The following is a 23209-nucleotide window of genomic DNA, read 5'->3' as shown; positions in this document are numbered from 1 at the left end:
GAGAATATTGAGCAAAATTGTGGTTATTTTAGCATAAATCGCTTGGCGGTTTTGCGTGATTTTGATTTTTAAAAGCATAAAAAACAAGCCCAGTGAAGTGCTGAGCTTGTTTTGAGATTTTGGGTTTAACTGCTTAACAATTAAGCGGTAGCACCCGGTTGTAGCACGATGTGTTTTGATTCTAAGAAATCTTCCATCGCCGCCAGACCGCGCAGACGACCGACGCCTGATTGCTTGTAGCCACCTTCTTCGAACTCTTCGCGCATCACCACCCAGTCATTGACCCAGATAGTGCCTGCTTCGATTTCGCGTGCAATGCGCAGTGGGCGATCGACATCATTACTCCAGATGCTCGCTGCCAAACCATATTCACTGTCATTGGCAAGCTTGATGGCTTCGCGTTCAGTTTCGAATACTTGCAAGGTCAAAACAGGGCCGAAGACTTCTTGCTGCACCAAAGCGGCTTTGTTGTCATTCACTTCGACCAAGGTTGGGCGATAGAATGCGCCTTTTGATAATGGACCATCGGTGTATGGGCCGCCGCGGACGATGACTTTTGCACCTGCTGCGATGCCATCTTCGACCATCTGATCGACACGCTTGACGCTCTTGATATCAATCATCGCGCCCATCTCGCTGCTTGGGTCTGATGCTGGACCGACCTTGACAGATTCTAGTGCTTCAGCTAGGCGTTTGGTGACTTCTTCTGCCACGCCTTTTTGTACCAAAATACGGCTGCCTGTCATACAAAACTGACCTGCAAAAGTCGTCAAACCTGCGCGCACCGTTGGGATCAGCTTGTCGATATCAGCATCATCAAAGACGATGTGTGGTGTCTTACCACCAAGCTCAAGACCGAAGCGTTTGAGCTGTTTTGCACCTTCTTCCATCAGCGCACGGCCAACGACAGTCGAACCTGTAAAGCTGATGCTTGGCACATCTGGTGATTCGACGATGGTTTCTAGTAGCTCACGCTCACCTGTCACCATATTGATCACACCTTTTGGTAGTGATGGCACTGATGCTAGGATTTGGGCGATCAGATGGTTCAGTAGCGCGGTTTGACCAGGCATTTTTAGCACTGTGGTACAGCCTGCTGCCAGTGCTGGAGCAAGCGAGCGGATCAGCAGCGCCGCAGGTGAGTTCCAAGGCGTACTGATACCGACAACGCCCACAGGTTCTTTTAGTAGCATTGACATCTTACCTGCTGACCATTCAGCGGCGCGGCCTGCTTGGGCATAGATCATCGCTGCACCATAGCGTAAGCCTGACATCACAAGCTGCACTTCAAACGCCGCTTCTGGGACGATTTTACCATTCTCGACAGCCAGTGCTTGCACCAGTTCTTCTTGACGCGCTTCAAAAGCATTCGCCAAATCGTTCAGCACTTTATAGCGCAGTTCGCGGTCATAGCGCCAATTGGTCTCTTTAAACGCACGCTTGGCAGCACTGATCGCTTGCAGTGCTTCGGCTTTACCGCCTTCGACATAAGTGCCGATCACTTCACTGGTGGCAGGGTTTAGCGTTTCGCGCTGGATGCCTGTATTGATCCATTTGCCATCGATCCAATGGGTTGCGTGTGGTAGAGTTGCCATGGTCATTCTCCTTGAGATTGTTAAATTAAAATTCAATGATGTTGATATGATTATTTATAAAATTAGTAAATGTTACCTTGATTTGGATCGACGATGATCTCGATCAGGTTTGAATGCTCTGATTGCAATGCTTGTTCAAAGGCTTTTTGCAAATCATCTGCATTATCCACTTGATAGCCTTCACTCATGCCGTGACCTGCCGCGATTTTGACATAGTCAAGTCCAGTGAAGCTGATACCAGGGACATTGTTATAACCAAGCAATTTACTGAATGAGCGCATCGCACCATAGCCGCTGTTGTTCAGCACAATCACGGTCAAAGGCACATCAAGGTCAGCTGCCGTCCACAGCGCTTGGATAGAGTACATCATCGAGCCATCACCGATCACCGCGATCACGCGCTCAGTAGCTTTATCCTTGTCCGCATCTTTGGCTGCCAATGCCACGCCCACTGCTGCTGGCAGACCGTATCCCAAGCCGCCACTCGCCATGGTCATAAAGCCGCGATTGCGATTGACTGGGAAATGACTTTGGATCGCTGGGCGGTGTGATGGCGCTTCTTCGACCAAGGTCACGGTATCTGGCACCATACTACGAAGTAGCTGTACTGCATAAGCTGCTGACAGTGTTTCGCCTTTTTCAACTGGGTTGCGCACAAGTGCTGGTACAGCTTTGGCATTGGTAGCAACGCTTTGGGCTGCCAGATGTTGGTTAATCTTCGCCACTGATTTTGCCAAATCACCCGATAGGCTAATGGTCGGTTGTACGGCAGCCACCGATGAGATGGTAAGCGCGTGGTTAGCAACAGACAACTGAATCACTTGTGTGCCTTGTTTTAGGCTAAATTCCCCAGGGACATGGAAAGTAAAGGCGGGCGCACCGACGATCAGTACCAGATCATAGTCTTGTAGTTTTTTGGCGGCATCGCTTGGGATCGCTGACAAGAAACCTGCAAACTGCGGATGACTTTCTGGGAAGACACACTCATGACTGACAGGCGCGGCATAGACTGGCGCCTTGAGCGTCTCAGCAAGTGCCACTACTTCATCGAAGCCATTATATACACCAAGCTCTGAGCCTGCGACGATAGCCGTATTGGTACTTTTGGCAAGTTTATCAGCGATGTCTGTCAGTGCTGATTCATCGGCTGCGCCTTGTGGTTGAACCTGTGGCACTTGGATGTATTCCGCTGGCTGATTCCAGTCATCGCTTGGGATAGATACGAAAGTTGGGCCTTTTGGTTCTGCCATCGCGATTAGATAAGCTTGCAAGATGGCTTTTGGCACATCAGCAGCACGCGCAGGCTGTACGCTGTATTTGACATAAGGGCGTGGGAAGGCATCGGCTTGATCGGCAGCTAGGTACGCTTCATCAAGCAGTAAGCTGCGCGCTTGCTGACCTGCGGTGACGACCATCGGTGTCTGGTTTTTATAAGCTGTAAAGATATTGCCAAGTGCATTGCCTAGACCTGCCGCTGAGTGCAGATTGATGTAGCTTGCGTTGCCTGTAGCGCGGGTGTAGCCGTCCGCCATACCGATGGCGCTGGCTTCTTGGAGCGCTAGCACATAGCGAAAGTCTTCTGGCCAGTCGGTCAAGAAATCAAGCTCGGTCGAACCAGGGTTGCCAAAAACAGTGGTCATGTTCAAATCACGAAGTAGCTTGTGCACGACTTGACGCACGGTTGGTTGATTGTTTTGAGTTGTCATAACTTACTCCTTGTGTATTTCAAATTATTGTTGTTTACTTATTAATTTATGTTGCCTATGTTAATTTTATTCCGATTATTTGGCGCGATGGTATCGTACGCCCATGTATAGGATGAATATGGTTGCGATCGCGACAGGTACTGTCATCCAAGTCATGATACCACCAAATCCCATGTTGTGTCCCAGTAGATAACCGCCAAGTAATGAGCCTGAGATAGAACCGAATCGACCGATACCCAATGCCCAGCTCACCCCTGTGGCGCGTGCTGATGTCGGATAAAAGGCAGCTGCCAACGCATTGAAACCCACCATACCACCACTGATGGTCACGCCGATGATTAGAAAACTTGCGATCAGCCAAGCGAAATTGGTGTTAAACATTGCTACTGCCAAAGTAATCAGCGAACCGATGCCCAACGCAATACCCAGTGCCTTATAAGGATTGACACGATCCATCAAGCCGCCGATGATCAGCGCGCCCACTGTACCACCGATTTGGAATAGGGTCGCCAATGTCGCTGCTTGTGATTGTTCATAGCCAAGTAAACCGAACAAAGTAGGCAACCAACTGGTATAAACCGCGATGTACGCCATGGTCATAAAGAAGATCACCCACAGCATCGCTGTACCCACGCCCAACTCTTTATTAAATAACTTGGCGATGGCTGATTGTTGTGCTGTTGCAGGTGCGGAAGCCGCGTTTAACGATGATTTTTCACCGACGAACTGTACACCTTCGTCCACATGACCGATTTTATTCAGATAAGTGCGGATTTTCTCTGGGTGCTTATGCTTTTCGGCAAGATACTTCGCAGACTCTGGTAAAAACAGTGCCAAGACGATGATCGTCACAAGCGACACCCAGCCACCGAAAGCAAGCACACCCTGCCAGCCATAGTGCGGTAATAATGCTGCCGCCACAAAGCCCACCAACGCCGAACCTGCTGTATAACCACAGAACATCACCGCGACGATCAAAGAGCGCACCTTGATCGGTGTGTATTCAGACACAAGCGTGATCGAGATCGGCATCGCTGCGCCCAGTCCCAAGCCTACGATCAAGCGCATCACCGTAAGCCCTGAGGTACTGCTCATCATACTTGCCAAGACGCTGAACGCACCGAAAATCGCCACCGAAATCAGCAGCACCATCTTGCGACCCAATTTATCAGCAAATGGACCTGCGGCAAATGAACCAATGGCAAGACCGACCATACTCGCGACCATCGTCGGATTCAGATCCGATGGCGTGACATTCAGGCTTTCTGCCAATGCAGGGCCGATAAAACCCATCACCGCTGCCGCATAGCCGACATATAAAACGATGATAAAACCCAAAATGATGGTCAAATATTGAAAAAATGATAAAGGATTGTCATCTAAAACTTGCTGGACGGCGATGATTTTGCCATCCGCTGTAGGATTATTATTATTCATCTTGTGCATCCTTTTGGTAGTTCTTTTACTTGTTGTTCTTAATGGCGTTTATGATACGCTTGTTTTTTTGATTAAACAACGCCAAAACTGCAATACTATGTTGTTCAAATTGCAAAGATAAAATCGATAAAAATGGAAAATTCCCTGTTGTTTGTCAATCGATCCTAATTATTTGACTGCTTAATTTTTATCCAATCTTTATCTTGTTATTAATTGCATGAATATTATGCAATTTAATCATAAATTTAATTTATCTATAGTATATAGAAATGGAGAGGGAGTCAAATTATTTATAATAATAGTTTGTATTAATAATTTTAATAGTTATGCTTAAATTTTGTACAATTCGTATAATACAGATTTTTTATGATTTTGCAAGTTATGGACATAAAAAAAAGAACGCCCCAAACTTGAACCGACCCCCAAATCTTAGACAAAGTTAAGATTAAGGACTAGGTTTAAATTAAGTGGTTTGATCAAGGACTAAGCGCCTGTATTTTACAGGACTTAGTCCTTTTAGTTTAATCTTTATTCTATCATGATTGTAGTAATGGATGTACTCATCAATCGCTTGTTTAAGCTCATCAATGGAGGTAAATCTTCTTTGATGTTTGTCATGAAAGAAGATTTCTTCTTTTAATGTGCCAAAGAAGCTTTCTATCACCGCATTATCCAAGCAATTACCCTTTCTTGACATACTTTGAATGATGTTGTTGTCTTTTAAGGTTTGTTGATAATTTTGCATTTGGTAGTGCCAGCCTTGATCTGAATGCAGAATCAATTGTGGTTTGCTGCTATCGTTGCCAGCATTATCATCTGCTTGCAGTCGCTTTAGTGCCTGATCAAGCATCTTGGCAACCAAGCCATAATTTGGGCTACTGTGCATCTGATAGCTAACAATTTCTCCATTAAACAAATCCATGATGGGAGACAAGTAAAGCTTTTTGACATTACCTTGTTTATCCAACACTTTAAACTCAGTGACATCTGTTGCCCATTTATGATTGGGTTTGTCTGCTTTAAAATCACGGTTTAAGACATGATCAGCGATTTTGCCTACTTGTCCACGGTAAGTGCTGTATTTGCTTCGCTTACGACGAATGACTGCTTGAAGTCCAAGTTCATGCATCAATCGTTGTACTGTTTTATGATTGATGATAAAGCCTAACTGCTTGAGTGCTAGAGTCATACGCCGATAGCCATATCTGCCTTTGTGGGTATGGTGTATCTGTTGAATTTCATGTTTTATTGCTTGATGCTTGTCAGCCTTGGCAAGCTGCTTTAGATGATAATAGAATGTTGCTCGTGCAACACCAAGATAAGTCAGCAATTGTTTTAGTGGATAAATCTGCCTTAGCTCGTCAATCACTGTGATTTTATTGATGATGATTTGCTTTTTCTTTGCTGACGTTCCAAGGCTTCTAACTTTTTTAAGACATCAAGCTCCATGCGTAAGTGTTGTAATTCAGCAATCAATTCAGCATGGGTTTTTTGCTCATCAGGTTTGGATGTTTGGCTTGCTTTGTTGGTCTTTAGCATAGATTGCCTGCCTTTAGGTTTAGGAGTCAGTCCCATGATACCATGAGTTTGATAAGCTTTTAACCATTGAAACAGTATACTTGGGCTACTGATGTTTAATTTGGTAGCAACTGTTGACATGGATTTACCAGCAAGTAGTTGTAATACAGCAGTGTGTTTAAATTCTGGTGAATAACTAGCTTTACTCTTTCTGATACGAATACCATCAACACCATGAGTTTGGTAGAGTCTCACCCAGTTTTGGACAATACAGCGTTTAATACCAAAAGAGTTGGCTGTGCTGTGGTAACTATGTCCTGTTAAATAATGATCAATGACTTCAAGTTTAAAGTCCATTGTGTATTTGGTCATAAAAACACCCCAAAGGTTGTCTAACTTTTGGGGTGCGGTTCAACTGAACGCTCTTTTTTGATAGATGGTGCTGCATGGTATAGATGGTTTGGCAAATAGACCGCTTCAGCCATATACTTGTGCACTTGGGTCAAATCACCACAACAGATTACTCGCTGAGTTCATGCTGATAAAGCCATCAGGAATCTGACCATTCGCTGCTTGCCACTTGGCAAATGCCTTACGCGTATTACTGCCTGCCACACCATCGACACCGCCTGTGTCATAACCCATGTCAGTCAGCTTGCGCTGTAGGCTTTGCACCTGTGTGCGTGATAGCGGCTGCTCATCGCGCGGCCAAGATTGCACCAGTCCACTGCCGCCACCGATGCGCTTAGCCAATAGCGCAACGCCCAGCGCATAGCTTGATGAGTTGTTGTACACGCGGATGACTTCGAAATTCTTGGTCAATAGCAGTGCTGGACCGTTTTTGCCTGCAGGTAACCACAGCTCGGCAAGCTGATCACCGCCGAAGCTTTCACCACCGACCGCGCTTAAGCCTGCGCGCTTCCACGCATCTAAACTCAGCTTACCGCCGTTTAGCAGATTATAATCAAAACCTGATGGCAAACGCACTTCATAAAATGGCGCAAGACCACGCACCCAACCTGCATTGCCCAGATAGCTTGCCGTTGAGCTTAGTGCATCCGCAGCATTCCAAGGGTCTTTATGACCATCATCATTGCCATCGACGCCTTCGGTGATCCAAGTACCAGGGATGAACTGCGTGTGACCCATGCCGCCTGCCCACGAGCCTTTGAGCTGTGATTGATAGACATCGCCACGCTCGATCATCTGCGCCATCGCCAGCAGTTGATTTTCAGCGAAATCACGGCGGCGGCCATCGTACGCAAGGCTTGATAGTGCGTTGATCAGATCCATCGAACCACTGGCAGCACCGAATGATGACTCCATACCCCAGATGGCAGTGGTGATTTCTTTGGGCGTGCCGTACAGATTTTCGGCGCGTGATAATACGCTAAAGTTATCATTCAGCTTCGATTTGCCTTGGCTGACGCGCGATGATGACACTGCGCCTTCGACATATTCCCATGGCATTTTGGTAAATTCTGCTTGGCTGCGATCAAGGTCAATCACGCGCTCATTAAGACTTGCGCCCGCCATCATACTGTTGATCGTACTGGCGTTCGCGCCTTTTGCGATCGCACGATTAATAAAATCACTGCGCCATGCATCGAAGCTTGAGTACACGCCTGCCGTCTGCACTGGAGCAGGCTTGACCACCACTGGGCGTGGCTGCTCGATCACCACAGGCTTGGTCTCAGGGGTGATGACTTTGATCGGGGCGCGCTGTGCTGGCTGACTGGCACACGATGCCAAAAATAGCACGATACCAGTTACCAAGGCGCTTTGGGCAAATTGCTTTTGGGTCATAAAATTCATCCGTTATCAGTTGAGCGGTTTGGGCAAACACTTTAGCAAGATTTGCGCAAAAAGTCGATGATTATATTTTTATGTTTTGTTATTTATGACTGATTTTTATACAGATTTATTCTAAGTTTATTCCAAGCAACGCGGCGATACTTTGACAAATTGCCCCATTTTTACACCCATGCCATCATCTTTAAAAAAAAGCATCAATCACCCTGCTGATGCTATTTTTGCCAAATTTCTTAGCAGTCATACAAACCCAAACTTGTGATTTTTTGACAAAATTTTTATCAATTTGTGCTATACTAAATCACTTTTTAACCCCATATTTACTCTATACATTCAGACAATTAGGATACGATTATGAACATTCAAGCCCTAATGCAACAAGCGCAAGCCATGCAAAAGCAAGTTGAGAAAAATGTCGAAGCTGCCAAAGCAAGCCTTGCCACCAAAGAAGTGCACAGCGAAGCAGGCAATGGCTTGGTCAAAGTCACCATGACAGGTCGCCATGTCGTCAAGCGTCTGACCATCGACCCAAGCCTAATGGACGACGAACCTGATATGATCGAAGATCTGGTCGCCGCTGCGATCAATGATGCCGTGCGCCAAGCCGATGAGCTGTACGAAGAAGTGATGGCGGGCGCGACTACTGGTATGGGCTTGCCACCGAGCATGAAAGGCTTGTTCGGCTAATCTATCCGTCTAGCGAAAATATCGAGCAATCATCGTGCTGACCCCAAAACTTGACAAACTCATCAAAGAGCTGCAAATCCTACCAAGTGTCGGTCAAAAATCGGCGCAGCGGATGGCGCTCGCGCTTTTGACCAAAAAACGCGCACAAGGGCTAAACCTAGCCGCCGCGCTTGAGATCGCCATGCGTGAGATCATCGAATGTGCGCACTGCCATTCGTTCAGCGATGATGAGATTTGTCCGATTTGTCGCGATGTACGCCGTGATGATGGCGTGCTGTGCGTGGTCGAGAACGCATCGGATGTTTTCGCCATCGAACAAAGTGGCGGCTATCGTGGCAAATATTTTGTGCTTGGCGGTCATTTATCGCCCATCGATGGCATCAATGCTGATGATCTACACATTGATGAGCTGATTTTTCGCCTAAAATCAGGCGGCGTACGCGAGCTGATCCTAGCCACAGGCGCGACCGTCGAAGGTCAGACGACAGCGTTTTTTATTTATGATGCCGCCAAGCCCTATGTGGAGAAAATCACGCGGCTTGCCCAAGGCATTCCGATCGGCGGTGAGCTTGAGTATATTGACAGCATCACCCTACACCAAGCCTTACAAAACCGCGATACCATTTGACCGATATTTCCATGACTACTTTAGCCTTGCCAAGATACGCCACCGATCTTCATGCATTAGATGAGCTGCCGACCCACTGGGTGCAGACCACGGATGCGCTGTATGCGCTGATTGATGAGATTGACAGCATCGATGTCGTCGCGCTCGATACTGAGTTCATCAAGCGCACCACTTATTATCCCATCCTTGCGCTAATTCAGATCAATACCGGCAAAGCGATCTATCTGGTCGATGCACCCAAGCTTGATCTGACCGATCTGTGGCAAGCCTTAATCGAAGTGCCGACGATGGTGTGGTATGCCTGCGGTGAAGATTTGGGGATTTTTTATTTACTTGCCAAATGCCCACCACTGAACAATGTCTTTGATGTACAGCTTGGTGTGGCGTATCTGTCAGGCAAACTACAAATCGGCTACAGTCAAGCCGCTGATGAAATCTTGGGCGTGCATATCGATAAAGGGGAAAGTCAGTCAAATTGGCTGGCACGCCCCTTAACCCAAGAACAAGAAAACTATGCTGCCAATGATGTGCGCTATCTGCTTGCGCTATATCAAGCGGTACAAAGTGAGCTTAAAGCACGACAGCTGTACGACTACGCCTGTGAAGACAGCCACAGCTATGCTCATGAACTGCACGACACGCAGAATCTGCCTGATGATCAGCTGTATTTGGATCTGATCGCGCCGATTTATACGCGTCGTCAATTGACACTGCTACAGCAGCTGACCATATGGCGTGAAGCCTTAGCACGCGCAACCAACGAACCTCGCAGCTTCATTATCGGTAAGCAAGCCCTACGCGAAATCGTGCAGCAGATGCCTGATAGCATTAAGCTGTTGGCGCGCACCACCATCAACCGTGCTGCCCTGCGCCGCTATGGAGATGAGATCGTGCGCATCGTCCGTCAGGTCAATGCCATGAGTGAAAATAACCTACCGCCGATGCCGCCGCCGTCTTATCACAGCAAGGATAAACCGTTCAAAAATGCGGTCAATGACGCGGTCGAAAACTTCAGCCAAGCCACAGGCGTGCCTGCAATTTTATTATTAAAAAATCGCTGGATCAATCAGCTGCTACAGATCACCGCCTTCGATGGTGATATCAGTGAATTACCGCGCGAATTGCACGGCTATCGCAAGGCGCTGATTGTCGAGCAGATTTTGCCGATACTTGGTGAGTACAAGGCGCAGATTGTGTCTGTATTTAATCAGCCGCCACAGTCGGCATCATAATTGGTGTCGTATGCCAAGCCTGATCAAATGACAATTTTACTAGGTTTATAAATTTTAAGCCAATAAAAAGCCAAGTATTACACTTGGCTTTTTGTTTAGCGGTTATGATAATACCTTATAATACCATCGCCGCAATCCAACCAAAAATAATCAGTGGAATGTTATAGTGGATGAAGGTCGGAATCACCGAATCTTTGATGTGATCATGCTGACCATCGGCATTAAGACCCATTGTCGGACCTAAGGTCGAATCCGACGCCGGTGAACCTGCATCACCGAGCACGCCTGCTGTCGCCACCAGAGCAATGGTCGCAGGCACACTAAAGCCCATCGCCATGCATAGTGGTACATAGATGGTGGCAATGATTGGCACCGTTGAAAATGACGAGCCAATGCCCAAAGTCACAATCAAACCAACGATCAGCATCGCCAAGGCCGCCATTGCTTTGTTACCGCCAAATAGCTGCATCGCACCATCGACCAATGTATCGATCTGTCCTGTGGCTTTCATCGCTTCAGCAAAACCTTGGGCGCAGATCATGATAAAGCCAATCATCGCCATCATCTTGATACCGTCATTAAAGACATCATTGGCTTCACGCCACTTAACCACGCCAGTTGCCATAAATACCGCAAAGCCCACAAGCGAACCGATCAGCAGTGAGTCTGTCATCAACTGCGCGCCTAATGCCACCAAGATCGCACCGATCGCCACCGCAACATCATAGCCATTGACTTCACGATTTGGCGCATCTTTGGCGATCTCGATATTCTGATACGCACGCGGCTTACGATAAGTGACGAACACCGCCATTAATAGACCAAGCAGCATTCCTGCCGCAGGGATTGCCATGGTACTCATCATCGAGATGTCGCCTGTGACCATGCCTGCGTCATTGATATTTTTTAGGATAATCTGATTTAAGAAAATATCACCAAAGCCATACGGAATGAACATATAAGTATTGACCAGACCAAAGGTCAAAATACACGCCACCGCACGGCGATCCAGATTCAGTTTATTCATCACAAGCAGTAGCGGCGGTACGATCAGTGGAATAAAGGCAATGTGAATCGGCACGATGTTTTGCGACATCATCGCCATCACCACAAGGATAATGCACACCAGCCACTTCAGCTTGGCAGCACCATCGGTATGATTCACCTGCGCGATCAATTTATCTGCGACCATCTGCGGCAAGCCAGAATGCGCAATCGCCATCGCGAACGCACCGAGCATCGCATACGACAGCGCGATCTCCGCACCATTTTTGATACCACCTTGAAACGCTGTCAAAGTATCAGCCACCGACATACCTGCGACCAAGCCGCCGATCAGCGCACCGATCACCAAACTTAACACCACATGGACGCGCAGCAGCGACAGCCCTACCATCGCAATGACAGCGATTAAAACTGCATTTATCATCATCATTATTCCAAAAAGCAAAAAATATCGAACAAATCGTTCAAAAAAATCACACAAAATAAGCCGTCTATTATACCGCAAAATTAAGAATAAAAATTTGATAAAAAATATATTAAAATCAATCACTTAACAAAATTATTATTATAGACAATTTCAAAGTAGCAACACTGGTGCAAGATTTGATGAGAAATGTTCATTCACTTGTCATAAAAAACTTGCAATTTCTCCCAATCGCCACCATAAACCCATCATCTTGTAAAAAGGAATCACAACAATGAGCAAACAAAACATGCCAAACTTAGAATCCCTACCATTATTAGCGGTGCGTGATGTCGTCGTCTATCCGCATATGCAAATCGCGCTGTTTGTTGGCCGCGAACAATCGATCAAAGCCATCGAACTTGCCCAAGATCTGCACAATGGCATGATCGTCGTCGTCTCCCAAAAAGACTCGCTGAGCGAAGAGATTAACACCGATAATCTGTATCAATTCGGTACACGCTGCCAAATCGTCAGCACCATGCCGCACGATTCGGATGATAAATGCATCAAGGTGCTGATCGAAGGTATCGAGCGCGTACAAGTCGATGCCATCAGCACAGTCGATGACAAGCCTGAAGAAAGCTTGCTTGCACACTTTGTGCCTGCACCGATCACCCTAAGCTACAGCCGCGATGAGATCGACGCGCACAAAAAACTGCTGCTCGATCTATTCAGTGACTATGCCGATGGCAGCTTAAGAAACTCGCGCGAGCTGATCAAAGTAGCGAGCAAATTCGATAATTTGCTTGAGCTGATGTATTTTATCGCCACACGCACGCAGCTGGCTTTGGACAAAAAACAAACCTTGCTAGAGTCGGACAATGCCGAAGAGTATTTCAAGATTTTGACCGACTATTTCACCAGCAGCAAAACCGAGCGCAACATCGAAAATGAGCTTGAAAATACCGTGCGCAAGCAGATGGAAAACAATCAGCGCGAGTATTTTTTGAACGAAAAAATGAAAGCCATCAAAAATGAGCTGTCTGATCTGAATAATGGCGCGGACGATGATGATCTTGAGCTTGAAAATCGTCTAAAAGATGCTGATCTGCCTGATGATGTGCGCAAAAAAGCCGAAGCTGAGTTTCGTAAACTAAAAATGATGCCTGCCACTTCATCAGAAGCATCGGTGGTGCGCGGCTATGTCGAATGGATTCTTGACACACCGTGGAATAAGGCAAGCAAGGTTTCGATCAATCTTGAAAAAGCCAAACAAACACTGGATAAAGACCATTATGGACTGGACGATGTCAAAGATCGCATCTTAGAATACCTAGCGGTGCAGTCGCGCGTGAAGCAAATTCGCGGCCCGATTCTGTGCTTGGTAGGTCCACCGGGTGTGGGCAAAACTTCACTGGGTGAGAGTATTGCGCGTGCCACAGGTCGTAAGTTTGTGCGCATGGCATTGGGCGGTGTGCGTGATGAAGCAGAAATCCGCGGTCATCGTCGCACTTATATCGGTGCAATGCCCGGTAAAATCGTGCAATCACTTGCCAAAGTAGAAGTGAAAAACCCACTATTCCTACTTGATGAGATCGATAAGATGGCGCAAGATTTCCGCGGTGATCCAGCATCGGCATTGCTTGAAGTGCTTGATCCATCGCAGAACTCTAGCTTTAATGATCATTATTTGGATTTGGACCTTGATTTATCGCAAGTGATGTTCATCTGTACTGCCAACAGCATGAACATTCCGCCTGCCCTGCTTGATCGCATGGAAGTCATCCGCTTACCGGGTTATACTGAAGATGAGAAAGTGGCGATTGCCAATAATTATCTAATCCCAAAAGCACTAGAACAAAACGGCCTGGGCAAAGATGAGCTTGACATCACCGACGATGCAGTGACGAGCATTATCCGCCATTATACGCGTGAAGCTGGCGTGCGTAATCTTGAGCGTGAGATTAACAAAATCAGCCGCAAAGCGGTACGCTCACAAGTCGAAACCTACGGCACTAAGCCGAAAAAAGGCGTAAAATTCGACACCGTCGCGGTCAATGATGACAATATTTCAGAATATCTGGGCGTCAAGCCATTTGATTATGGGCTTGCCGAGAAAGAACCTGAAATCGGCCGCATTACAGGACTTGCTTGGACATCGGTGGGTGGTGAGCTATTGACCATCGAATCTGCAACCATGCAAGGCAAAGGTGAGCTGGTATTCACAGGATCGCTGGGTGATGTGATGAAAGAGTCTATCCGTGCTGCGATGAGTGTCGTGCGTGCAGGTGGCGAACGCTTTGGCATTGATTATGAGAAATTCAAAAACACGGATTTGCACATCCATATGCCAGAAGGCGCAACACCAAAAGACGGTCCATCAGCAGGTATCGCTCTGACCACAGCCATCGTCTCAGCCATGACAGGCATCGCCATCCGTGCCGACATCGCCATGACAGGTGAAGTAACTTTGCGTGGCAAGGTGCTGCGTATCGGCGGCCTAAAAGAAAAACTGCTGGCTGCTCATCGTGGTGGCATCAAGCAAGTACTGATTCCTAAGTCAAACGAGCGTGATTTGGCAGAGATTCCTGACAATGTCAAAGAAGGTCTGACCATCACCCCTGTTGAGAGCATCGATGAAGTGCTGGCAGCGGCTTTGGTCGAAAAACTTCGCCCTATCCCGCCAAAGGTCATCACGCATGACGCACCATCGGATAAAGTCGTCAGCTAAACCGCATGATGAATCGCTTGCTAAGTGTTGATTTGCTGGATAATTATACACATTATTTGGCGGATTGGCACTTGGCAAGTTTTTATGATGAATTACTATTAAGATATCTAATATGAAAGCCTTGATTGATTTTATTCCGCTGATTGTCTTTTTTTATCTGTATAAAACCACCGAGCCGACCAACGCCGAACATCCCATCTTGCAGTTGATCGGCTCAGCAGGCGTGGATAATAATCATGTGCTTGTGGCGACCGCAGGCCTAATCGCATCGACGGTGATTGTCTATGGCTTTTTATTCATCAGCCAAAAATTCCGCCTAGAAAAACAGCAGTGGTTTGTGCTACTGATGACCATCGTGTTTGGTGGGATTACTTTGGCATTGTCCGATGATTATTATATCCGCCTAAAAGCCATCATTATCAACCTTGCCTTTGCTGGGGGTCTGCTGATCTCACCGCTATTTGCCAAAGATAAGACACCGATTGTCAAAAAACTGTTCGGACAAATCTTTGAACTCACTCAATCAGGCTGGCACAAGCTCAATCTGGCTTGGGCAGGTATGTTTGGCACAATGGCAGGTTTGCACGCATTTTTTGCCTTTGTCTTTGCAGATGGCAAATACTGGGGCGAATTTACCGCCTTTGGTGATATGATTTTGATGTTTGGCTTTATTGCGGTGATGTTTTTTAGCTTACGGCGTCATATCCGCAAAGATATTCAATAATCAGATGCCCTGTGATATACCAATCATAGGGCTTTTTTATAAAGGTCAGCATGGTGCATACAACACACGATCAACAACCCATCTAAGCAATGGTGTGCGGTACATAGCCTGCTGTACTAATTAAGACCAATGCCTGTTGGACAAAATCAGATTTATGCCCTTGAACATGGATGGTCATTTGGGATTTTTCAGCTTAACTTCTTTGACGACAAGTCTTTTCATCTCTAAATAAATCATGCTGACAAATATCATTATTAGGAAAATCTGGCACGAAATACCCTTTCTCTTTCATGCAATAAGCAGCGTGTATATAACCATCCATGTTTTGTATCATCATATGTGAATTATCACTGGTATTTTCAAAACCACAGGCAAGCATGTCTGCCTTGGTTTTTTCAGCCAACTTACTGCCTTGTTTCGGAAATTTTCCGTGATACCTGTAACTTTTATAAGCGTATGGAAAATCAAAAGATTCCGCCATTAAGCATCCGCTTAACATTAGCATACTAATGATGAAAACAAGAGGTAACAATGATTTATGCAATATCTTAAACATCGCTTTCATTCTCCTTGATTGTCATTAATCTCTACCGATGGTTGATAGACTGGCAACCATCTTGGAAGGTCTGTCATGGTGCGTTGTACACACCCCACTGAACTGTATTTTTTACTTAATTTACAACGAGTTAGCTCTATATTTGCAGTATATTATGTGTGCTAATCTACATCAGCCTCAATTCAAATATCAAATAAATTATAATCTATCACACATCCATCCCATGCATAAATAATGATGCAACTTTGTTCAAGAAAAATTTCTAAATTTCCTTCTTTGTCACTCAATATTTGTAGAGAAACCAGTTTCCCACTCTCTAAAATAACCTCTTCTCCCCAAGGCTCTATTATAATAATTTTGGGGTGATCTTCTAAATTTTTTATAGAAAATTTATGTTTATTCATTGTCATTTCAACCTTAATCCATCATGGAAATTATTTTTTCATTAATGCCACTCTATTTTTTAGCAGTACAGCAGGGTACGCACGGTGCACCATTAACTCAAACTGTTTGAGTGGTGCATTATTACACACCCACTGTACTATTTTAATTTCATTGACAACAATCCAGTGTATCACTTTCTAGATATTTTTGGTAGACGCTAAATACCGTTTGCAATACCACTCCATATCCACAGGATAAGTTGCTATTTTTTACATAGATTTTTTGGTAAGACAGTTGTATAATTTTATAAAAATTCACCACTTAGGAATGATTATGCCACTATTTGCCATCATCGGTCATGATGTCGCTGACAGCACCGAAAAACGCCTACACGCCCGCCCTGCTCATATCGAACGCCTAAGTGCACTCGATGCCCAAAATCGACTGGTCGTCGCAGGCCCAAATCCCATCAAGCATGGCGAACCTGCGATGAGTGGTAGTATCATCATTGCACATTTTGATGATCTTGAGCAAGCACAAGCTTGGGCAGCTGATGATCCGTATATCAGCGGTGGCGTATATAGCCATGTTGATGTCAAGCCGTTTATCCAAGCCTTGCCAAAGCTTGACTGACAAATACCGATGACCCAACTTCAGCGCGCCAGCATCCATTGGCAGACCGATACTCAAGGACATACCATCCCTGTATCAGAAGCCTTTGATGATGTGTATTTTTCTCGAGCAGGTGGACTTACTGAGACGCATTATGTGTTTTTGCAAGGCAATCAGCTGCCTACGCGTTTTGCCAATCTGCAAGCCCATCAAAGCTTTGTCATTGCTGAGACAGGCTTTGGCACTGGGCTGAATTTTTTGGCGACTTGCCTTTTGTGGTCGCAAAATGCACCAAAAAATGCTCGTCTGCACTTTATCAGTACCGAAAAATTCCCCTTATCGTTGGATGATTTGCAACTTGCACTCACCGCTTGGCGAGATGAGCATACCACACCATGGATTGATGCGTTGTTGTCGCAATATCCGCTACTGATGGCAGGTTGTCATCGCTTGCATATCAGCGATCAGATTACACTGGATTTATGGTTTGGGGATGCGCTTGAGAGCTTTGAGAGCATTTTACATACATCATCAGCTAGACGGACTGCCAGCGATACAGCGATCAAAGGGGTGGATGCGTGGTTTTTGGACGGCTTTGCACCGAGCAAAAATAGCGATTTGTGGTCGGATGAGCTATTTGCACTGATGGCACAATTATCCGACACCCATGCCACCGTCGCCACCTTTACCGCAGCTGGCTTCGTCCGTCGTGGATTGATGGCGGCAGGCTTTGAAGTCCAAAAAATCAAGGGCTTTGGGCATAAGCGAGAAATGCTCACGGCACAAATCCACAATCAGGCGACAAATACGATAGCACCGCCAAAGTCCATCGCCATCATTGGTGCTGGTATCAGTGGCGTGATGAGCGCCATTGCCCTATCTCGCCGTGGCCATCGGGTTACTTTGATTGATAAAAATCTACCCATGAGTGGTGCGTCTGGCAATCCTAGAGCACTACTTGCACCCAAACTGACCCTACTTGGGCAAGCCATGCATCATCTGCCGACGGTCAGTTTTTTGTACGCACAGCGTATTTATAAAAACTTGTCAAAATCTTTACAAGAAAGCGATACCCATAGCGCACCGATTTTTGAACCGACGGGTGCGGTGGATTTTTTATTACCCAGTCAAAAATCCGCCGAAAAACGCAGCGCACAGATCGCTCCTTATCCTGACGCACTGATTTATCAGATGGATGACAGCGGCTATCAGACAGCGGATATTGCCACTTTTGTGCCATTGGCAGGGCTTATCAATACCCAAAGCATCGCCAAACTTATCGCTCATCTACCAAACATCACCGTCATCCAAGATACAGTAGATAAGCTTGAAAAATCCGATAATTCTATTAATCTATACTTATCAAATGGCGGTGTGCAGTGCTATGATTCTGTGGTGATTTGCGCAGGTTTTGAAAGTGAGCTTTTGGACGATACACTGTTTAAATGCCGTAAAATCCGTGGGCAATTATCATGGGTCACTTTCCCACAATTACTGGCACAAAAAGGACTGCCCAAGACACCGATTAAATACGATGGCTACTGTGCAGCCTTTGATGATGATGGCGAACACAAGTTCTTATTTGGTGCAAGCTTTGTGCGAAATTCCACCGATACCACGATATCACTCGATGAGCATCGGTTTAATTTATCCAAACTAACCGCCGCCCTGCCTGATATCGCAGCCATTTTGCCTGATGTCAATGAATTTCACGGTAAAGTCGGCATTCGTGCGCAGACACCTGATTATCATCCTTTGGTTGGGCAGATTGATACGCAGCTGTTTACGCTGTATGGCATGGGTTCAAAAGGCTTTAGCTTTGCACCGCTTTGCGCTGAGATTTTGGCAGATCTGATGGATGGGACGATTTTACCAATTGATCAGGTTTTATTAGACAAGCTAAACCCGAAACGCGAAAGACTGCAAACCCCTTTGACAGACTTGGCATAAATTAGCGGTATCAGCCAAACAAAAAGCGTCTATATTTTATATACAGACGCTTTTTGTTTGGCTTCTCATTAAGTTACAATACATTAAGTTACAGCGCCAATTGTGGGAAAATATCACGCACACCATTGACGACGATTTCCACCGCCAATGCCGCCAGGATAATACCCATGATACGATTGGTGACATTCAGACCTGTTTTGCCAAGCACTTGACTGATACGCCCTGCTGCCATCAATGACACATAACAGAACAGACTGATTAGCAATCCTGCGACAACGATCAGTACCATCGATAGCGTGCTTTGCACTTGTGAAGAATAAATGATCACCGTCGAGATACCACCCGGACCGATCATCATCGGAATGGCAAGCGGCACAACCGCCATACCAGTCAGCGCGCTGGGATCTTTGGGCGCGTGGTGTAAGTCATCATGATTGGGCTTGGCAGGGTTATTACCATCATTCATCATACCAAGCGCAATCAAAAACAGCAAAATCCCGCCTGCCACACGAAACGATCCCAAAGAAATCCCCAAGCCACGCAGCAATACTTCACCAAACAGTGCAAAAAATGCAATCACCAAAAACACGGTAGCACTGGCGATACGCGCAACTTTCTTCTTATCACTTGCCGCATAACCATCGGTGAAATTGACAAACAAAGGAATGGCTGCCGATGGATTGATCAGCACCACAAATGCCAAGATAATTTTGAAAATTTCTGCTTCGATGTCCATGTGCGCTATGATGAAAGTCTTAAGGGGTTTGTCATTGTAACACACTTCACGCACTGCTTGTCAATTATCAAAAAGCGGAACATTATGGTACAATAACCGCACTTTTTATAACTATATATCAGCCATTATGACTTACCAAGACCAAACAGCCGTCGTGCTTTTCTCGGGCGGACTTGACTCCACCACTTGCCTATACTGGGCAGAATCACAATTCAACCGTGTCGTCGCCATCAGTTTTCGCTATGGACAGCGCCACTCCAGTGAACTGAACGCCGCCATGCGCATCGCAAAATCTCTAGGTGTCGATCATCGCATCATTGACATCGACATCGCGCAGCTTGGTGGCTCAGCCCTGACTGATCATAATATCGCCGTGCCTGACCACGACGACAGCATCGTCTATGATGACAGCACCGCTGTTGCGCCCATCACCTATGTGCCAGCTCGCAATACCATCTTTTTATCCTATGCACTTGCCGCAGCTGAAGTCAGCGGCGCATCGGCGATTGTCATCGGTGTCAGCTCGGTCGATTATTCAGGCTATCCTGATTGCCGCCCTGATTTTATCGCTGCATTTGAGACTTTGGCAAATCTTGCCACCGTTGCCGCGCGCCAAGGGCATAAGCTTGAAATCATCGCACCACTACAAACCCTTTCAAAAGCCGAAACGCTACAACTTGGGCTACAGCTTGGCGTCGATTATAGCCAAACCGTGTCATGCTATCAGGCGAACGAACATGGTGAAGCGTGCGGCGTCTGCGACAGCTGTCATTTGCGCCGTCAAGGTTTTATTGATGCAGGTGTGGCTGACCCAACACATTATGCATAATTGTAATTTTGCCAAATCAGCGGGTGATATTCATCCGCTTTTTCTTGCCTTTATTGAATAAATCCTATAAAATACCGACCAGTTGGTTTTTAATTTAGTTGTACGCATTATGACACCCACCACGACCGCTTATGTACTACTCGGACTTGCCATCATCACCGAAGTCACAGGCTCGACATTTTTGGCAAAATCCGACGGCTTTACCAAGCTTATCCCCACCACCATCACGCTGATTTGCTTTATCATCGCGTTTTATTTGCTTGCCCAAGTGGTAAAAACCATTCCACTTGGCATCACCTATGCGATTTGGTCTGGTGTAGGCATTGTGCTGACCGCACTGATTGGCTTTTTTGTATTAAAGCAGTCTTTGGATTTACCTACCATCATTGGCATCATCTTAATCGTCGCAGGGGTGATTGTGATGAATGTATTTTCTAATGTCACACATTGATGATTATTTATTAGGAAAATTGAACAATGACAGATTTATTTGCAAACGCAGAAGCGGCAGAAACTACATTGGTAGAATTGGACGATGCTGCCAAAGCCGCCAAAAATGACACGCCCAAAAAGCGCAAAAATAACCCAGAAAAGCTGCGTCATCAGCTGATTCTCGCTGCCAAAGATTTGATGATTCATGATGGCATTGCCAATTTATCCATTCAAAAAGTCGCTGATGCTGCAGGGACAAGTAAAGGCGGATTGTTTCATCATTTTAAAAATAAAGAAGAGTTGCTCTCGGCGGTGATTGGGCTATTTATCGCACTGCTAAACACAGCGATTTTACTAGAAATTGAACAATCTGGGCAGGTATCGGGCTGTTTTAGCAAAGCCTACGCCAAAGTGATGTTTGAAAATCATGAAATTGGGCTAAACAGTGAATGGGCAGGGTTGATCCGCTCGATCACAGGTGATGCATTGATGCAAGCACAGTGGTCGGATTGGCTTGCCCAAAAGCAGCGACAATTTGCTGCAACTGACAGTGAAGCGCACCACCTGCTGATGCGCTATGCCGTTGATGGCGCGTGGTTTGATCCGACACTGGCAGAAGATGGCGATAAATTTATGCAAGTTTATCAAGCGATCATGGCGATGGCTGATTGAGATTTTTTTAGATAAAATAAAACCCTGCTCAATCATATCAAGCAGGGTTTTTGTTATGATAAATTTAACAATCAAAGCTTAAATCGCATAACCCAAGGCATAAAACGCCACAAGTACCACAGCGATCAGCACTGTGCCGATATTAAGTTTGTTAAACTCACCTGAGATCACACGGCCCAATACCAATGCACCAAAACCAAGCATGATACCCGTTACAATGTTTGCCGTCAGCACGATAAATACCGCACATACAAGACCGCTCATCGCACCGACAAAATCATCAAAATCAAGCTTTGAGACATTGCTCAGCATCAATAGACCCACATACATCAAAGCAGGCGCAGTCGCATAACCTGGTACCAAAAACGCCAATGGCTGGAAAAATAACATCAGCAAAAACAGCACGCCAACGATAATCGCCGTCAAGCCCGTCTTGCCGCCGACCGCCGTACCTGCCGCCGACTCGATATACACCGCAGCAGGCGCAGTACCAAAGACACCCGAGAACAAGCTACTGACCGAATCTGAAGTCAAAGCTTTGCCGCCATTGATGATCTGACCATCTTTATCCAGCAAATTCGCCTGACCTGCCACCGCACGAATCGTACCTGTCGCATCGAAAATCGCCGTCATCACAAGGGCAAATACCACAGGCAAAATCGCCGCATTCAGCGCGCCCATGACATCCATCTGCAGGAACAGTGACTCTTCGCCAAAGCTTGGCACTTTCAAGATTGCACCATCAAATTTTACCGCAGGATCAAAAATCAGACCGATCACCGTGATGGCGATGATAACCCATAGGATACTGCCTTTGACTTTTAGTTTTTCTAAACCAATGATCGCCGCCAAGCCAAGCAATGACATAATCACAGGCAATGAGACAAATTCCCCCATCGTCACGGGCAGACCTGCGTCATTTTTCACCACCAAACCCACGCCATTTGCAGCGATCAGTAGCAAAAATAGACCAATGCCAATGCCGGCACCGTGCGCGATGCTTGATGGCAAATTGCGAAGAATCCACGCACGAATCCCCGTCACCGAAATCAAGGTGAACACCACACCCATCAAGAAAATCGCACCCAGCGCCACAGGAATGCTCACGCCCTGCCCAAGCACAAGGCTAAACGCGGTAAATGCCGTCAAAGAAATGGCACAACCAATTGCCATCGGCACATTCGCCCACAGACCGATCAAGATCGAGCCCAGACCTGCGACCAAACAAGTGGCAATGAATACCGATTCAGCAGGAAAACCTGCTTGTGAAAGCATATTTGGCACAACGATGACTGAATAAACCATCGCCAAAAAAGTGGTCAAACCCGCAATCACTTCTTGACGCACGCTTGAGCCACGCTCGCTGATTTGTAAATAGGAAGACAAAGACATATTAAACCCATGAAAAATGCTCAAAAGAGCCATGATGTCAGATGACAACAACTGTTAAACGGTGCAAAAATCATGATACACCTTGGATAAAACCCATTATTTTACCGTATTTGTCGCTTGATTTACAGAAATTTCTTGCAAATTTACAAAACTTTGTGCTGTTTT

The 23209-nt window shown here is 46.1% G+C and carries 21 protein-coding genes; 10 read left to right on the top strand and 11 right to left on the bottom strand.

Annotation, left to right across the window (positions count from 1 at the left end; translation table 11 throughout):
- Positions 1-140 precede the first annotated feature (140 nt).
- From NKU06_RS09685 to NKU06_RS09660, 6 genes are all read right to left on the bottom strand, one after another.
- Entirely contained in the window at positions 141-1595 is a 1455-nt protein-coding gene (locus NKU06_RS09685) for an aldehyde dehydrogenase family protein (RefSeq protein WP_254730475.1), read from the bottom strand.
- Positions 1596-1657: 62 nt separating this feature from the next.
- Positions 1658-3301 carry a benzoylformate decarboxylase gene (gene mdlC, locus NKU06_RS09680; RefSeq protein WP_254730473.1) on the bottom strand — a complete coding sequence of 548 codons (1644 nt, stop codon included), beginning with the start codon at positions 3299-3301 and terminating at the stop codon, positions 1658-1660.
- Positions 3302-3376: 75 nt separating this feature from the next.
- Positions 3377-4738 carry an MFS transporter gene (locus tag NKU06_RS09675; protein WP_254730471.1) on the bottom strand — a complete coding sequence of 454 codons (1362 nt, stop codon included), beginning with the start codon at positions 4736-4738 and terminating at the stop codon, positions 3377-3379.
- Positions 4739-5201: 463 nt separating this feature from the next.
- A complete protein-coding gene (locus NKU06_RS09670) occupies positions 5202-6113 on the bottom strand; it encodes an IS3 family transposase (protein WP_254732055.1) in 912 nt (303 codons plus the stop codon).
- Entirely contained in the window at positions 6104-6628 is a 525-nt protein-coding gene (locus tag NKU06_RS09665) for a helix-turn-helix domain-containing protein (RefSeq protein ID WP_254730468.1), read from the bottom strand. Before NKU06_RS09665 ends, NKU06_RS09670 begins: the two co-directional genes overlap by 10 nt.
- Positions 6629-6763: 135 nt before the next feature.
- Positions 6764-8062: a lytic murein transglycosylase gene (locus tag NKU06_RS09660; protein ID WP_253223489.1), complete on the bottom strand. Its 1299-nt coding sequence runs from the start codon at positions 8060-8062 to the stop codon at positions 6764-6766.
- 360 nt (positions 8063-8422) lie between these two features.
- Here NKU06_RS09660 and NKU06_RS09655 point away from each other — a divergent pair, with 360 nt between their 5' ends.
- From NKU06_RS09655 to NKU06_RS09645, 3 genes are read left to right on the top strand one after another with little or no spacing between them, the layout of a single operon-like run.
- Positions 8423-8755, top strand: coding sequence for a YbaB/EbfC family nucleoid-associated protein (locus NKU06_RS09655; RefSeq protein ID WP_253223488.1), 333 nt, complete (start codon positions 8423-8425; stop codon positions 8753-8755).
- Between the two features lie 34 nt (positions 8756-8789).
- Positions 8790-9383 carry a recombination mediator RecR gene (gene recR / locus NKU06_RS09650; protein WP_253223487.1) on the top strand — a complete coding sequence of 198 codons (594 nt, stop codon included), beginning with the start codon at positions 8790-8792 and terminating at the stop codon, positions 9381-9383.
- A gap of 11 nt (positions 9384-9394) precedes the next feature.
- Positions 9395-10615: an HRDC domain-containing protein gene (locus NKU06_RS09645; RefSeq protein WP_254730465.1), complete on the top strand. Its 1221-nt coding sequence runs from the start codon at positions 9395-9397 to the stop codon at positions 10613-10615.
- Between the two features lie 115 nt (positions 10616-10730).
- Here the strand turns inward: NKU06_RS09645 and NKU06_RS09640 are convergent, their stop codons facing one another.
- Positions 10731-12047 (bottom strand): Na+/H+ antiporter family protein, encoded by a 1317-nt coding sequence (locus NKU06_RS09640; RefSeq protein WP_254730462.1) that lies wholly within the window; start codon positions 12045-12047, stop codon positions 10731-10733.
- 271 nt (positions 12048-12318) lie between these two features.
- Between NKU06_RS09640 and lon the strand changes: the two genes are divergently transcribed.
- Both lon and NKU06_RS09630 read left to right on the top strand, forming a co-directional pair.
- The gene (gene lon / locus NKU06_RS09635; protein WP_254730455.1) at positions 12319-14757 is read left to right on the top strand and encodes an endopeptidase La; all 2439 of its coding nucleotides are present in this window, start codon (positions 12319-12321) and stop codon (positions 14755-14757) included.
- A 112-nt stretch (positions 14758-14869) separates the two neighbouring features.
- On the top strand, positions 14870-15481 hold the full coding sequence (locus NKU06_RS09630; protein WP_254730451.1) for an inner membrane-spanning protein YciB: 612 nt from the start codon (positions 14870-14872) through the stop codon (positions 15479-15481).
- A 193-nt stretch (positions 15482-15674) separates the two neighbouring features.
- Here the strand turns inward: NKU06_RS09630 and NKU06_RS09625 are convergent, their stop codons facing one another.
- Together NKU06_RS09625 and NKU06_RS09620 are read right to left on the bottom strand one after the other, a co-directional pair.
- The gene (locus NKU06_RS09625; RefSeq protein ID WP_254730448.1) at positions 15675-16046 is read right to left on the bottom strand and encodes a hypothetical protein; all 372 of its coding nucleotides are present in this window, start codon (positions 16044-16046) and stop codon (positions 15675-15677) included.
- A 173-nt stretch (positions 16047-16219) separates the two neighbouring features.
- Positions 16220-16441, bottom strand: a complete 222-nt coding sequence (locus NKU06_RS09620) for a hypothetical protein (protein WP_254730445.1) — start codon at positions 16439-16441, stop codon at positions 16220-16222.
- A 313-nt stretch (positions 16442-16754) separates the two neighbouring features.
- Between NKU06_RS09620 and NKU06_RS09615 the strand changes: the two genes are divergently transcribed.
- Positions 16755-17054: a YciI family protein gene (locus NKU06_RS09615; protein ID WP_254730443.1), complete on the top strand. Its 300-nt coding sequence runs from the start codon at positions 16755-16757 to the stop codon at positions 17052-17054.
- Between the two features lie 9 nt (positions 17055-17063).
- On the top strand, positions 17064-18983 hold the full coding sequence (gene mnmD, locus NKU06_RS09610) for a tRNA (5-methylaminomethyl-2-thiouridine)(34)-methyltransferase MnmD (protein ID WP_254730441.1): 1920 nt from the start codon (positions 17064-17066) through the stop codon (positions 18981-18983).
- 88 nt (positions 18984-19071) lie between these two features.
- Here the strand turns inward: mnmD and NKU06_RS09605 are convergent, their stop codons facing one another.
- Positions 19072-19713 (bottom strand): MarC family protein, encoded by a 642-nt coding sequence (locus NKU06_RS09605; protein WP_254732053.1) that lies wholly within the window; start codon positions 19711-19713, stop codon positions 19072-19074.
- Positions 19714-19846: 133 nt separating this feature from the next.
- Between NKU06_RS09605 and queC the strand changes: the two genes are divergently transcribed.
- The 3 genes from queC to NKU06_RS09590 all read left to right on the top strand — a co-directional run bounded on the left by queC (position 19847) and on the right by NKU06_RS09590 (position 21652).
- A complete protein-coding gene (gene queC / locus NKU06_RS09600) occupies positions 19847-20548 on the top strand; it encodes a 7-cyano-7-deazaguanine synthase QueC (protein WP_253223478.1) in 702 nt (233 codons plus the stop codon).
- 109 nt (positions 20549-20657) lie between these two features.
- Entirely contained in the window at positions 20658-20999 is a 342-nt protein-coding gene (locus NKU06_RS09595; protein WP_254730438.1) for an SMR family transporter, read from the top strand.
- A 26-nt stretch (positions 21000-21025) separates the two neighbouring features.
- On the top strand, positions 21026-21652 hold the full coding sequence (locus NKU06_RS09590; protein ID WP_254730436.1) for a TetR/AcrR family transcriptional regulator: 627 nt from the start codon (positions 21026-21028) through the stop codon (positions 21650-21652).
- 78 nt (positions 21653-21730) lie between these two features.
- Here NKU06_RS09590 and NKU06_RS09585 read toward each other — a convergent pair whose 3' ends face one another.
- A complete protein-coding gene (locus tag NKU06_RS09585) occupies positions 21731-23044 on the bottom strand; it encodes an NCS2 family permease (protein WP_254730433.1) in 1314 nt (437 codons plus the stop codon).
- Between the last annotated feature and the right edge of the window lie 165 nt (positions 23045-23209).

Origin of the sequence: Moraxella sp. FZLJ2109, from assembly GCF_024296965.1 — a bacterium.
GTDB lineage: Bacteria > Pseudomonadota > Gammaproteobacteria > Pseudomonadales > Moraxellaceae > Moraxella.
The sequence above is the reverse complement of the archived record's forward strand: the minus strand, read 5'-3'. Positions and strand labels throughout refer to the sequence as shown.